Raw genomic sequence first — 13,217 nt, forward strand, 5'->3', positions numbered from 1 at the left:
GCTGCCTTCATTTATAGGGTTAAACAGTGAATGCTGGTGCGAGCGGCGAGTTCGGGATAAAGCCTGGCAACGTTTGCCAGCAGCGGAAGCAGGCCTTTTGCATCGCGGTAATAGTCAAACTGGGTCGGTAAGAGAATGCGTCTGCCGTCGTCATCCAGTTCGCGGTATTTCAGCCAGCGGTGGATGTCAAAGCGGCTGGCGCGGGAGAGCCATCCACCGGATCCGACGACTTTGCGCACCGGGGTCAGGTCGCGCCCCATCTGCAGGTCGACGTTGCCCACGCAGGTGCAGACCTGTTTTTTGGTTCCCGCGTGGCGTTCGCTGGCGTAGCCCACGCAGAGCCCGGCGAGAACGGTGTCGAAATACTTTTCTTCTTCACTGGCCGGCAGATAATCCGGCTGAGCGACAAGATGGCGCAGATAGCGGTAAAAAGCCTCCTGACGCTGCGGCTGGTGGGCAAAGACCACGTTCACCAGCTCCCGGGCACTTTCACCGACAACCATCGCCGAGACGCGCATGCCGAGATCGCCTTCCACTGTGCGTTTTACATATGGCTCCGGAACGCCGTGTAGAACGGTATCCGGCGAGAGCGTGTTGGCGCTGGCGGAGTAGATATCGGTAGTCGCGCCGCCCATGTCGATCAGCATGAACTCTTTCCACGCGCTGTCGTAATGACTGATGGTTTTCACCAGTTCGTAGACGGTCCACGGCGTTGGCATCGGCTCTTCGCCGGTTTCTGCGACGATAACGTCCAGTCCTTTACCTTTGACGATCCGGGATAAGAAAACATCGCATATTGCCTTGCGGGCCGCGTACGGATTCGGGTGATCGAGATCGGGCAGAATATTGTCTACCGTGGTCAGATCTTTATGGCCGAGGATGGTCTGAATCTCGTCCTGAATGTCGCGGTTGCCGGCATAGATAATGGCGCAGTCGAGCGTTGACTCCGCCAGCGCGTGGGCGTTAGCCAGGCCGTAGCTCGCTTCACCGCCGTCGGTCCCGCCGGTAAACAGCAGAATGTCCGGCGGCGAGGCTTCCAGCGCCTGAATGTCGTGGCGATTCAGTTTATAGGAGTAGTATTGGGCGATTTTGGCCCCCGCCGAGTGGGCGGTGACTTTTGCTGACTCCAGGGTGATGGACGGCACCAGCCCCATCGCGGCGACGGCAAGACCGCCTTTGGCCGATGAGGAGTATTTCAGCGTGACGTCACCGCGGTTCAGCAGCGGGCGCGCATCGGCAACGTTAAGCACCTGGTTCAGGCTGGCAAAAAAGCCTTCCGCCAGGTGATGGGTGGTTGTCGGGGTCAGAACGTGGTTTACCAGCGTCAGCTCATCCCCCTCCTGGGTGAAGAGGGCCGCCTTGGTCCACGTCGAGCCGATATCGACTGAGACGGTTTGCATCAGATGGCCTCTTCCAGACACGGGTGTTTAACGCCATGGCGCTGGTTGATGTCGTTTGCCATCAGCTGGCAGACGTCTTCCAGATCGTGGCTGGGGGCAAAAACGCGGTTGAACCCCATCTCTTTGAACTTCGCTTCAACGTCGGCAAAGTCATGCTTTCCGACCACCAGGTTGCCGCCGACGTAAAGGAGAATGTCGCCGATACCGCGTTCGATGCAGCGCTCGCGCAGTCCCAGGCAATCGATATCGCCGTGGCCGTAAATCGACGACACGACGATGGCATCCGCACCAGTTTCGATGGCGGCATCAATATATTCATCCTGGCTGACCATCACGCCCAGATTGATTACGCGAAAATCATGGGCAGTAAAAACGCGGTCCAGGACTTTATTGCCTACTGCATGGCAGTCAGCACCAATGACGCCAATAACGAGTGTTGATTTCTTCATGGGTAATCCTCTGTAGGGCTGATGGTATAAAAATAAAAACGACGATCTAATATTTGGCAGCCTGGGTAATGGCTGCCTGTTAATAGGGCTGGAGTGTCTTTGGTTCGTCTGGAGGAAGCAATTGATCTATTTTCAGAATATCATTCAAAAAAAGCGCATTTTTGAGTTTTCGTTAAAAATCCTTTGTTTATCATGGTGATGTACTTAATGCTTATAAATTTGATTTGTCCTTTTTGAGTTCTCGTAATAAATATATTGCGATGTTTGTGAGCGAGATCTTATTTTATTTTTGGCTGGCTTCTGTATTTCTAAATAACGGGTTAAATACAATTCTTTAAAATTTTCTGTGAGCGCGGTAACGGAATTTATGGGCTGGTTTTTATATGTGTCAAAGGCAACTTGTTAGAATAAAGCTATCAAATGATGAATTGTTCGTTTCATATTCTATTTTTGTTGATGAGGCAGACATACGTCGTCAGAGAGTAAAAATGCAGACTGCAGATGATCCTTAAGAAGAGTAGGGGGCCTGACCTGCACAAAAAAGAAATCGATGGGCGGCGGTGACGGGATAAACGATAGTCACATAGGGGTGTTAATTAAAGGTAAATGCAATGATAAATATAATCAGTAAAAAAATAAACGATAGTAACTTGATAAAAAAAATCTGTGAACTACGCAACATTATCAGTTGAGGTCGGCATTTAAGCCGCTCACGAGGGCTCATTAAGTACCGCTCCGCTGTGAAATAAATGGTCTATCATTTTCAGTAACTGATGACACTCCTGAAAAACATACCGTTAACCTTATGTTTACTAGTGTTGTACACAGTAAACATAATTAACATTTAAAATGAAAATTGATTTAAATCAATGTTTAAAACTTGGAAAAGAACAAGAAATGGAGTTAAATTGTCGCGGATCAAATTGACCAAAATCTGATATTTTCGCTATAAATTGATCGCCGTCGAAAACTGCAAATTTATCACAATAAAAACCTATTTATTGTAAGGGTTTTGCAGCGTAATATAATCACGGGATCAATTTGGGTGTTTTGTTAACATGTTTGTAACTTTTCACCACTACCGTTTCCTTGACAGAGGAAACGGGCGTGACGAGAAGAAGCAAATAAATTTGTATTGGGGCATGCGTGTGACCCTTTCTAACGGGGTTCACTCTCGGAGTCTTCATGCGATGAGCAAGGAGTCATGATGTTAGATATAGTCGAACTGTCGCGCTTACAGTTTGCCTTGACCGCGATGTACCACTTCCTGTTTGTGCCGCTGACGCTTGGTATGGCGTTCCTGCTGGCCATCATGGAAACGGTCTACGTCCTTTCCGGCAAACAGATTTATAAAGATATGACCAAGTTCTGGGGCAAGTTGTTTGGTATCAACTTCGCTCTGGGTGTGGCAACCGGTTTGACCATGGAGTTCCAGTTCGGGACAAACTGGTCTTACTACTCTCACTACGTGGGCGATATCTTCGGTGCGCCGCTGGCCATTGAAGGTTTAATGGCCTTCTTCCTCGAATCTACCTTTGTAGGTCTGTTCTTCTTCGGTTGGGATCGTCTGGGCAAAGTGCAGCACATGGCCGTGACCTGGCTGGTAGCGCTCGGCTCCAACCTGTCGGCGCTGTGGATTCTTGTCGCTAACGGCTGGATGCAGAACCCGATTGCGTCGGACTTCAACTTTGAAACCATGCGTATGGAGATGGTCAGCTTCTCTGAGCTGGTTCTGAACCCGGTGGCTCAGGTTAAGTTCGTGCATACCGTGGCTTCCGGCTACGTGACCGGCGCGATGTTCATTCTTGCTATCAGCTCCTGGTATATGCTCAAAGGGCGCGACTTTGCTTTTGCCAAGCGCTCCTTTGCTATCGCAGCCAGCTTCGGCATGGCGGCAATCCTCTCCGTTATCGTTCTCGGTGATGAATCCGGTTACGAAATGGGCGACGTGCAGAAAACCAAGCTGGCGGCTATCGAAGCAGAATGGGAAACTCAGCCTGCTCCGGCGGCCTTTACCCTGTTTGGTATTCCTGACCAGAAAGCAGAGGAGAACCGCTTCGCGATTCAGATTCCTTACGCGCTGGGCATCATTGCGACTCGCTCCGTCGATAAACAGGTCACCGGCCTGAAGGATCTGATGGTTCAGCACGAAGAGCGTATCCGTAACGGGATGAAGGCTTACGCGCTGCTGGAACAGCTGCGTGCAGGTTCAACCGACCAGGCCGTTCGCGATCGGTTTAACGACGTGAAGAAAGATCTTGGCTATGGTCTGCTGCTGAAACGTTATACCGACAACGTCTCCGACGCGACGGAAGCGCAGATTGCGCAGGCGACCAAGGACTCCATTCCTGCCGTGGCGCCGCTCTATTTTGCCTTCCGTATCATGGTGGCGTGTGGCGTGCTGATGCTGCTGATTATTGGCGCCTCCTTCTGGACCGTGATTCGTAACCGCATTGGCGAGAAAAAATGGCTGCTGCGCGCTGCGTTCTATGGCCTGCCGCTGCCGTGGATTGCCGTGGAAGCCGGCTGGTTTGTTGCCGAGTATGGCCGTCAGCCCTGGGCTATCGGTGAAGTGCTACCAACGGCTGTAGCGAACTCGTCGCTGACTGCGGGCGACCTGATCTTCTCTATGGTGCTGATTTGTGGCCTGTACACGCTGTTCCTGGTGGCTGAACTGTTCCTCATGTTCAAGTTTGCCCGCAAAGGACCAAGCAGCCTGAAAACCGGTCGCTATCACTTTGAACAGTCCTCTGCGGCTATTCAGTCGGCACGCTAAGACAGGAGTCGTCAAATGATCGATTATGAAGTATTGCGTTTTATCTGGTGGCTGCTGATTGGCATTCTGCTCATTGGTTTTGCCGTCGCCGATGGCTTCGACATGGGGGTGGGCATGCTCACCCGTTTCCTCGGTCGTAACGACACCGAGCGTCGAATTATGATTAACTCCATTGCTCCGCACTGGGACGGAAACCAGGTGTGGCTGATCACCGCGGGCGGCGCGCTCTTTGCCGCCTGGCCGATGGTCTACGCCGCCGCGTTTTCCGGCTTCTACGTGGCAATGATCCTGGTGCTGGCGTCTTTATTCTTCCGTCCGGTTGGTTTCGACTATCGCTCGAAGATTGAGGACACCCGCTGGCGTAATATGTGGGACTGGGGCATCTTCGTCGGCAGCTTCGTACCGCCGCTGGTGATTGGCGTGGCGTTCGGTAACCTGCTGCAGGGCGTTCCGTTCCACGTTGATGAATATCTGCGTCTGTACTACACCGGCAACTTCTTCCAGCTGCTGAATCCGTTTGGACTGCTGGCCGGTATTGTTAGCGTGGCGATGATCCTGACGCAGGGCGCGACCTATCTGCAGATGCGTACCGTGGGCGAACTGCACCTGCGTACCCGCACCGTCTCAACGGTAGCGGCGCTGGTGACGCTGGTCTGCTTCGCGCTGGCAGGCGTTTGGGTCTACTATGGCATCGACGGTTACGTAGTGAAATCCGTCATGGATCATACCGGCCCGTCTAACCCGCTGACCAAAGAAGTGGCTCGTGAGGCCGGCGCGTGGATGGTGAACTTTAATAATATGCCGGCGCTATGGGCGATTCCTGCACTGGGCGTGGCGCTGCCGCTGCTGACCGTCATTTCGACCAAAGCAGATAAAGGCGCCTGGGCATTTCTGTTCTCCTCGCTGACGCTGGCGTGCATCATTCTGACTGCCGGTATCGCCATGTTCCCGTTCATTATGCCTTCAAGCACGGCGATGAACGCGAGCCTGACCATGTGGGATGCCACCTCCAGCCAGCTGACGCTGAACCTGATGACTTACGTGGCGATTGTCTTCGTACCGATTATTCTGGCCTACACCACCTGGTGTTACTGGAAAATGTTCGGTCGCATCACTCGCGAAGACATCGAAAAGAACACCCACTCGCTGTACTAAGGTAAGGAGCTATATATGTGGTATTTCGCATGGATTTTGGGAACGCTTCTTGCTTGTGCCTTTGGGGTGATTACCGCGCTGGCGCTTGAGCACGTGGAAGCCACCAAAGCAGGTAAAGAAGAACACTGATGAGTATTATCGCGACTCTTTACGCGATAATGGACAAGCGCCCGTTAAGGGCGCTTTCCTTATTGATGGCGCTGGCGCTAGCGGGCTGCATCTTCTGGGACCCGTCGCGCTTTGCGGCCAAAACCAGTGAGCTGGAAATCTGGCACGGCTTCCTGCTGATGTGGGCGGTGTGTACCGGCGTTATCCACGGCGTGGGCTTTCGCCCGCGCGCCATCCACTGGCAGGGAATTTTTTGTCCGCTTATCGCTGATATTGTGCTCGTTTTGGGCCTGTTCTTTTTCTTCTTTTGAATAAGAAATCTCTGTTAACCATATGGGCTTGCATAAGCCCATAAAAATTTACTCCTCGTTTACTTTCCCCCATTCCAAACCACGATTCCCGCGCGTATAGTAGCGAAGTTTGAAAGCACTAACCTTTTGTTGCATTACCGGGATGTAAAGTGAATACAACGCTGTTTCGATGGCCGGTTCGGGTCTACTACGAAGACACCGACGCCGGTGGTGTGGTTTACCACGCCAGCTACGTCGCTTTCTATGAAAGAGCACGCACAGAGATGCTGCGCCATCATCACTTCAGCCAACAGGTTTTGCTGGCTGAACGAGTTGCCTTTGTGGTTCGCAAAATGACGCTGGAGTATTTTGCGCCCGCCAGACTCGACGACATGCTCGAAATCCAGACGGAGATAACCTCAATGCGAGGGGCGACCCTGGTTTTCACGCAGCGAATCGTCAACGCCGAGAACGTAGTTTTGAATGAAGCTGAAGTTCTGATCGTGTGCGTTGATCCACTCTTAATGAAGCCTCGTGCGCTTCCCAAGTCTATTGTCGCGGAGTTTAAGCAGTGACTGAGATGAATATCCTTGATTTGTTCCTGAAGGCAAGCCTTCTGGTTAAACTTATCATGTTGATTTTAGTTTGTTTTTCTATCGCCTCCTGGGCCATTATTATCCAGAGAACGCGCATTCTCAACTCGGCGTCGCGTGAAGCCGAAGCGTTTGAAGATAAGTTCTGGTCAGGTATTGAGCTTTCTCGTCTGTATCAGGAAAGCCAGGGCCGTCGCGATAATCTGACCGGTTCGGAACAAATCTTCTACAGCGGTTTTAAAGAGTTTGCTCGTCTGCATCGCGCCAACAGCCATGCGCCGGAAGCAATTGTCGAAGGGGCATCGCGCGCGATGCGTATCTCGATGAATCGCGAGCTGGAATCCCTGGAGACGCACATCCCGTTCCTCGGTACGGTAGGTTCTATCAGCCCGTATATCGGTCTGTTTGGTACCGTATGGGGGATCATGCACGCCTTTATCGCGCTGGGCGCGGTAAAACAGGCGACGCTGCAAATGGTGGCACCGGGTATTGCAGAGGCGCTCATTGCGACCGCAATTGGTCTCTTTGCCGCTATCCCGGCGGTTATGGCTTATAACCGTCTGAACCAGCGCGTGAACAAACTTGAGCTGAACTACGACAACTTTATGGAAGAGTTCACCGCTATTCTGCACCGTCAGGCGTTTACCAGCAGCGAAAGCAATAAGGGGTAAGCCATGGCCAGAGCACGTGGACGCGGGCGTCGCGAACTGAAGTCCGAGATCAACATCGTTCCGCTGCTGGATGTCCTGCTGGTGCTGTTGCTGATCTTTATGGCGACAGCGCCGATCATTACGCAGAGCGTAGAGGTCGACCTGCCGGATGCAACGGAATCGCAGGCGGTAAAAAGCAACGATGAACCGCCGGTGATCGTTGAGGTTTCCGGAGTCGGGCAGTACAACGTGAAAATTGGCCCGGAAACGCTATCGCAGCTGCCGCCTGAACAGGTTATTGCCGAAGCCAGGCGTCGACTTGAGGCGAATGAGAAAACGGTGTTCCTGATCGGCGGTGCGAAAGAGGTGCCATACGATGAGATTATTAAAGCGCTTAACCTGTTGCATAGCGCAGGGGTTAAATCGGTTGGCTTGATGACTAAGCCGATCTAATCGCTCGCAATACGCACCCCCGCCAATATGGCGACGGTGGGACAAACGTGTCCCGCGGCCGACGTCATCGAACGGGAACAGGCGAACAGTTTTTGGGAACCGATAGTGTCAAAGGCAACCGAACAAAACGACAAGCTTAAACGAGCGATCATAGTTTCAGTCGCGCTGCACATCGTCTTGATAGCGCTGCTGATCTGGAGTTCGTTTGACGAGCATCTGGATGCTTCTGCCGGCGGCGGCGGGGGCTCTTCTATAGATGCGGTTATGGTCGATCCGGGGGCGGTTGTGAAGAATTATGACCGTCAACAGCAGCAGCAGGCCAGCGCCCGCCGTGCCGCCGAGCAGCGTGAAAAGCAGGCTCAGCAGCAGGCGGAAGAGTTGCGCGAAAAACAGGCCGCCGAGCAGGAACGGCTAAAACAGCTGGAACAGGAGCGTCTGCAGGCGCAGGAAGCGGCTAAAGAGGCCAAAGAGCAGCAGAAACAGGCGGAAGAAGCCGCGGTGAAAGCCGCCGCAGCGGCCAAAGCGAAAGCGGACGCTCAGGCGAAAGAGGCGCAGGAAGCTGCCGCCAAAGCCGCCGCTGATGCAAAAGCGAAGGCCGATGCTCAGGCGAAAGCAGCCGAAGCCGCTGCGGCGAAAGCGGCGGCGGATGCGAAGAAACAGGCAGAAGCAGAAGCCGCGAAAGCGGCCGCGGACGCGCAGAAGAAAGCCGAAGCGGATGCAGCGAAGAAAGCTCAGCAGGAAGCCGAGAAGAAAGCGCAGCAGCAGGCAGAGAAAAAAGCGCAGCAAGAAGCGGCGAAACAGGCTGCGGCTGAAAAGGCTGCTGCCGAAAAAGCGGCAGAAAAAGCCGCCGCGCAGAAAGCCGCTGCTGAGAAAGCAGCAGCCGAGAAAGCCGCCGCAGCGGAAAAAGCCGCCGCTGAGAAAGCTGCGGCAGCCAAAGCCGCAGCAGCAGAGAAGGCCGCCGCAGACAAAGCGGCGAAAGCCGCAGCCGCTAAGGCAGCAGCCGCGAAGAAAGCCGCTGCGGCCAAAGAGGCCAACGGCGTGGACGATCTGCTCGGCGACCTGAGCTCCGGTAAGAATGCGCCTAAAACTGGCGGTGGGGCGAAAGGGAGCAATGCATCTGCTGCCGGGAGTGGTAATACTAAAAATAATGGCGCATCAGGAGCTGATATCAGCAATTATGCCGGGCAGATCAAATCTGCTATTGAAAGTAAGTTTTACGACGCAGCGTCTTACTCAGGCAAGACCTGTACCTTGCGTATTAAACTTGCTCCGGATGGCATGTTGCTAAATATACAGTCTGAAGGTGGGGATCCTGCGCTTTGTCAGGCCGCTCTTGCAGCAGCCCGACAGGCTAAGTTCCCAAAACCGCCTAGTCAGGCGGTATATGAAGTATTCAAAAATGCGCCGTTGGACTTCAAACCTCAGTGATATTTTTCCCCGTGCGAGCGGGGAAAAACAATCTATGGTAGTCACAGGGTTTTAGTAGTTTTGTGTATTTGGGTTTGTTAACATTCTGCTAAATTATCGTGGGCTTTCCGCCTGGATAAGGGAGATATGATGAAGCAGGCATTACGAGTAGCATTTGGTTTTTTAATGCTGTGGGCGGCAGTGCTGCACGCAGAAGTACGCATCGAGATTACCCAAGGGGTTGACTCGGCACGTCCAATCGGCGTAGTGCCGTTCCAGTGGGCGGGGCAGGGTGCTGCACCTGAAGATGTGGGCGGTATCGTGGCGGCTGACCTGCGCAACAGCGGCAAGTTTAATCCGCTCGATCGCTCTCGCCTGCCTCAGCAGCCGGGTAGCGCTCAGGAAGTACAGCCTGCGGCATGGTCTGCGCTGGGTATTGACGCCGTTGTGGTGGGTCAGGTGACGCAAAACCCTGACGGCTCCTATAACGTGGCCTACCAGCTGGTTGATACCGGCGGCGCGCCGGGTACCGTGCTTGCACAGAACTCATTTAAAGTGACTAAGCAGTATCTGCGCTATGCCGCGCACGCTGCCAGCGACGCGGTATTTGAAAAGCTGACCGGCATCAAGGGCGCCTTCCGTACCCGTATCGCTTACGTGGTGCAGAAGAACGGCGGCCAGTTCCCGTACGAACTGCGCGTATCCGACTACGATGGTTATAACCAGTTCCTCGTTCACCGTTCCACCCAGCCGCTGATGTCTCCGGCCTGGTCTCCGGATGGTGCGAAACTGGCCTACGTAACCTTTGAAAGCGGTCGTTCTGCGCTGGTTGTGCAGACTCTGGCTAACGGCTCCGTTCGTCAGATTGCTTCGTTCCCGCAGCACAACGGCGCCCCGGCGTTCTCGCCGGACGGCAGCAAACTGGCCTTCGCTCTGTCGAAAACCGGTAGCCTGAACCTGTACGTGATGGACCTCGGATCCGGTCAGATTCGCCAGGTGACCAATGGTCGTAGCAATAACACCGAACCAAGCTGGTTCCCTGATAGCCAGAATCTGGCCTTTACTTCCGACCAGGCGGGACGTCCGCAGGTATATAAAGTCAATATTAATGGCGGCACGCCGCAGCGTATTACCTGGGAAGGTTCACAAAACCAGGATGCTGACGTGAGCGCTGATGGTAAAACTATGGTAATGGTAAGCTCGGCCGGTGGTCAGCAGCACATTGCCAAACAAGATCTGGAAGCGGGTGGTGTGCAGGTTCTGTCATCAACGTTTTTAGATGAAACGCCAAGTCTGGCACCTAACGGCACTATGGTAATCTACAGCTCTTCTCAGGGGATGGGATCCGTGCTGAATCTGGTTTCTACAGATGGGCGTTTCAAAGCGCGTCTTCCGGCAACTGATGGACAGGTAAAATCGCCTGCCTGGTCGCCGTATCTGTGATAATAAATAATTGATTATTAAAGGAATCAAAGAAATGCAACTGAACAAAGTGCTGAAAGGGCTGTTGATCGCTCTGCCGGTTATGGCAATCGCGGCGTGTTCTTCTAACAAGAACGCCAGCAACGACCAGAGCGGTGAAGGCATGCTGGGTGCCGGCACTGGTATGGACGGTAACGCTAACGGCGGCAACATGTCTTCCGAAGAGCAGGCTCGTCTGCAGATGCAACAGCTGCAGCAGAACAATATCGTTTACTTCGATCTGGACAAATACGATATCCGTTCTGACTTCGCTGCAATGCTGGACGCGCACGCTAACTTCCTGCGTAGCAACCCGTCTTACAAAGTGACCGTAGAAGGTCATGCGGATGAGCGCGGTACGCCGGAATACAACATCGCTCTGGGTGAGCGTCGTGCTAACGCCGTTAAGATGTATCTGCAGGGCAAAGGTGTTTCTGCTGACCAGATCTCCATCGTTTCTTACGGTAAAGAAAAACCTGCAGTACTGGGCCACGACGAAGCGGCTTACGCCAAAAACCGTCGCGCCGTACTGGTTTACTAAGAGAATTGCATGAGCAGTAACTTCAGACATCATCTATTGAGTCTGTCGTTACTGGTTGGCATAGCGGCCCCCTGGGCCGCTTTTGCTCAGGCGCCAATCAGTAGTGTCGGCTCAGGCTCGGTCGAAGACCGCGTCACTCAACTCGAGCGTATTTCCAATGCGCACAGCCAGCTTTTAACCCAACTCCAGCAACAACTCTCCGATAATCAGTCCGATATTGATTCCCTGCGCGGCCAAATTCAGGAAAGCCAGTATCAGCTGAATCAGGTTGTTGAACGCCAGAAGCAGATCCTGCTGCAGATCGACGGTCTGAGCAGCGGTGGCGGCGCGACGGGCGCGCAAAGCCCGTCGTCAGCCAGTGAGCAAGGCGCTGCGGCAAGCGCGCCAGCGGCTTCATCAGGCGCTCCGGCGTCGACCGGCGATGCAAACACCGATTACAACGCGGCTATCGCGCTGGTGAAGGATGCTTCCCGCCAGGACGACGCGATGGCGGCTTTCCAGAACTTCGTCAAAAAGTACCCCGATTCAACGTATCAGCCGAACGCCAACTACTGGCTCGGTCAGCTGAATTACAATAAGGGTAAAAAAGACGATGCGGCGTACTATTTCGCTTCCGTGGTGAAAAACTACCCTAAATCTCCGAAAGCGCCCGATGCGATGTTTAAAGTCGGCGTAATCATGCAGGACAAAGGCGATACCGCAAAAGCCAAAGCGGTTTATCAGCAGGTGGTCAGTAAATTTCCTGGTACCGACGGAGCCAAACAAGCGCAAAAACGCCTTAACGCGCTCGGATGATTATGGCATGACCAGAAATCGCATCATTTCTGGTCTTGTCGCATGAATCCTAAGCAGTTAAGCAATCTTTATCTAAATTGTTGTTGCGCTGAATTCTGAAATCAGTAATATATGCCGCCGTTGCCAAGGGATATCGAACAAGCCCAAAGCGACGAAAATAGTGGGTCGTTAGCTCAGTTGGTAGAGCAGTTGACTTTTAATCAATTGGTCGCAGGTTCGAATCCTGCACGACCCACCAATCGTTCTGGTGGAACGCGATAGTAAAACGTGAAGGATAACGTTGCGTCAGCAACGGCACGTAGGGCGAGGCGAAGCCGAGTCATCCTGCACGAGCCACCGTGAAAAGATGTATCCAGCGCAGTATCGGGTGATTAGCTCAGCTGGGAGAGCACCTCCCTTACAAGGAGGGGGTCGGCGGTTCGATCCCGTCATCACCCACCACTCGGGTCGTTAGCTCAGTTGGTAGAGCAGTTGACTTTTAATCAATTGGTCGCAGGTTCGAATCCTGCACGACCCACCAATTTAACATTGTACTCAGATGTTAAACGTGAAGGATAACGTTGCGTCAGCAACGGCCCATAGGGCGAGCGAAAGCGAGTCATCCTGCACGACCCACCAATAATACATTGGTGACGAGTAAAGACAATTCAGGAAGTACCCGAGCGGGTCGTTAGCTCAGTTGGTAGAGCAGTTGACTTTTAATCAATTGGTCGCAGGTTCGAATCCTGCACGACCCACCAATCCTCAGCTGAGGGCGGGTAGTAAGCGTGAAGGATAACGTTGCGTTAGCAACGGCCCGTAGGGCGAGGCAAAGCCGAGTCATCCTGCACGACGCACCATCCTGAATCGTTCCAGTTAGCAGTAAACCCGCAAGGGGTCGTTAGCTCAGTTGGTAGAGCAGTTGACTTTTAATCAATTGGTCGCAGGTTCGAATCCTGCACGACCCACCAATGTAAAAAAGCGCCCTAAAGGCGCTTTTTTGCTATCTGCCATTTCCTCGAAAATCACAACAATCCGCAATACTTTAATGCTGCGTTATTCTACCGTCGCGCTGTGTTTACCGTGGCTACAATTGGCACAGGCCAGTAGCCCGGACAGATGCGCAGCATCGCCTCCGGGAAATGGTCCCTGAGGGAAAA

The 13,217-nt window shown here is 53.2% G+C and carries 13 protein-coding genes and 5 tRNA genes; 16 read left to right on the forward strand and 2 right to left on the reverse strand.

What is annotated here, in order from left to right:
• Nucleotides 1-11: 11 nt before the first annotated feature.
• Together glmL and glmS are read right to left on the reverse strand one after the other, a co-directional pair.
• Nucleotides 12-1,400 (reverse strand): methylaspartate mutase accessory protein GlmL, encoded by a 1,389-nt coding sequence (gene glmL / locus K2184_RS11220; protein WP_049127271.1) that lies wholly within the window; start codon nt 1,398-1,400, stop codon nt 12-14.
• Nucleotides 1,400-1,849 carry a methylaspartate mutase subunit S gene (gene glmS, locus K2184_RS11225; RefSeq protein WP_004100319.1) on the reverse strand — a complete coding sequence of 150 codons (450 nt, stop codon included), beginning with the start codon at nt 1,847-1,849 and terminating at the stop codon, nt 1,400-1,402. Before glmS ends, glmL begins: the two co-directional genes overlap by 1 nt.
• A gap of 1,207 nt (nt 1,850-3,056) precedes the next feature.
• Here glmS and cydA point away from each other — a divergent pair.
• The 16 genes from cydA (at nt 3,057) to K2184_RS11305 (ending at nt 13,028) form a co-directional block, all read left to right on the forward strand.
• On the forward strand, nt 3,057-4,625 hold the full coding sequence (gene cydA, locus K2184_RS11230) for a cytochrome ubiquinol oxidase subunit I (protein WP_004100321.1): 1,569 nt from the start codon (nt 3,057-3,059) through the stop codon (nt 4,623-4,625).
• A 15-nt stretch (nt 4,626-4,640) separates the two neighbouring features.
• Nucleotides 4,641-5,780 carry a cytochrome d ubiquinol oxidase subunit II gene (gene cydB / locus K2184_RS11235; protein ID WP_004100323.1) on the forward strand — a complete coding sequence of 380 codons (1,140 nt, stop codon included), beginning with the start codon at nt 4,641-4,643 and terminating at the stop codon, nt 5,778-5,780.
• Between the two features lie 15 nt (nt 5,781-5,795).
• Nucleotides 5,796-5,909: a cytochrome bd-I oxidase subunit CydX gene (gene cydX, locus K2184_RS11240; protein WP_004100325.1), complete on the forward strand. Its 114-nt coding sequence runs from the start codon at nt 5,796-5,798 to the stop codon at nt 5,907-5,909.
• Entirely contained in the window at nt 5,909-6,199 is a 291-nt protein-coding gene (ybgE, locus tag K2184_RS11245; protein ID WP_004100327.1) for a cyd operon protein YbgE, read from the forward strand. Before cydX ends, ybgE begins: the two co-directional genes overlap by 1 nt.
• A gap of 149 nt (nt 6,200-6,348) precedes the next feature.
• Nucleotides 6,349-6,753, forward strand: a complete 405-nt coding sequence (ybgC, locus tag K2184_RS11250) for a tol-pal system-associated acyl-CoA thioesterase (protein ID WP_004100330.1) — start codon at nt 6,349-6,351, stop codon at nt 6,751-6,753.
• Nucleotides 6,750-7,442 (forward strand): Tol-Pal system protein TolQ, encoded by a 693-nt coding sequence (tolQ, locus tag K2184_RS11255; RefSeq protein ID WP_004100332.1) that lies wholly within the window; start codon nt 6,750-6,752, stop codon nt 7,440-7,442. The genes ybgC and tolQ overlap by 4 nt, the downstream gene beginning before the upstream one ends.
• A 3-nt stretch (nt 7,443-7,445) precedes the next feature.
• On the forward strand, nt 7,446-7,874 hold the full coding sequence (gene tolR, locus K2184_RS11260) for a colicin uptake protein TolR (RefSeq protein ID WP_004100333.1): 429 nt from the start codon (nt 7,446-7,448) through the stop codon (nt 7,872-7,874).
• A 105-nt stretch (nt 7,875-7,979) separates the two neighbouring features.
• A complete protein-coding gene (gene tolA, locus K2184_RS11265) occupies nt 7,980-9,302 on the forward strand; it encodes a cell envelope integrity protein TolA (RefSeq protein ID WP_163525753.1) in 1,323 nt (440 codons plus the stop codon).
• A gap of 129 nt (nt 9,303-9,431) precedes the next feature.
• On the forward strand, nt 9,432-10,724 hold the full coding sequence (gene tolB / locus K2184_RS11270; RefSeq protein ID WP_004100336.1) for a Tol-Pal system beta propeller repeat protein TolB: 1,293 nt from the start codon (nt 9,432-9,434) through the stop codon (nt 10,722-10,724).
• A 34-nt stretch (nt 10,725-10,758) separates the two neighbouring features.
• Nucleotides 10,759-11,283: a peptidoglycan-associated lipoprotein Pal gene (pal, locus tag K2184_RS11275; RefSeq protein ID WP_004100337.1), complete on the forward strand. Its 525-nt coding sequence runs from the start codon at nt 10,759-10,761 to the stop codon at nt 11,281-11,283.
• Nucleotides 11,284-11,292: 9 nt separating this feature from the next.
• Nucleotides 11,293-12,078 carry a cell division protein CpoB gene (gene cpoB, locus K2184_RS11280; RefSeq protein ID WP_004111482.1) on the forward strand — a complete coding sequence of 262 codons (786 nt, stop codon included), beginning with the start codon at nt 11,293-11,295 and terminating at the stop codon, nt 12,076-12,078.
• A gap of 162 nt (nt 12,079-12,240) precedes the next feature.
• Nucleotides 12,241-12,316 (forward strand) — tRNA-Lys (locus tag K2184_RS11285).
• Between the two features lie 127 nt (nt 12,317-12,443).
• A tRNA-Val gene (locus tag K2184_RS11290) sits at nt 12,444-12,519 on the forward strand.
• Between the two features lie 3 nt (nt 12,520-12,522).
• A tRNA-Lys gene (locus tag K2184_RS11295) sits at nt 12,523-12,598 on the forward strand.
• Nucleotides 12,599-12,742: 144 nt separating this feature from the next.
• Nucleotides 12,743-12,818: transfer RNA gene (locus K2184_RS11300), tRNA-Lys, on the forward strand.
• A 134-nt stretch (nt 12,819-12,952) separates the two neighbouring features.
• A tRNA-Lys gene (locus tag K2184_RS11305) sits at nt 12,953-13,028 on the forward strand.
• The last annotated feature ends 189 nt before the right edge of the window (nt 13,029-13,217 follow it).

Origin of the sequence: Klebsiella sp. K5-306, from assembly GCF_051835185.1 — a bacterium.
GTDB lineage: Bacteria > Pseudomonadota > Gammaproteobacteria > Enterobacterales > Enterobacteriaceae > Klebsiella > Klebsiella oxytoca.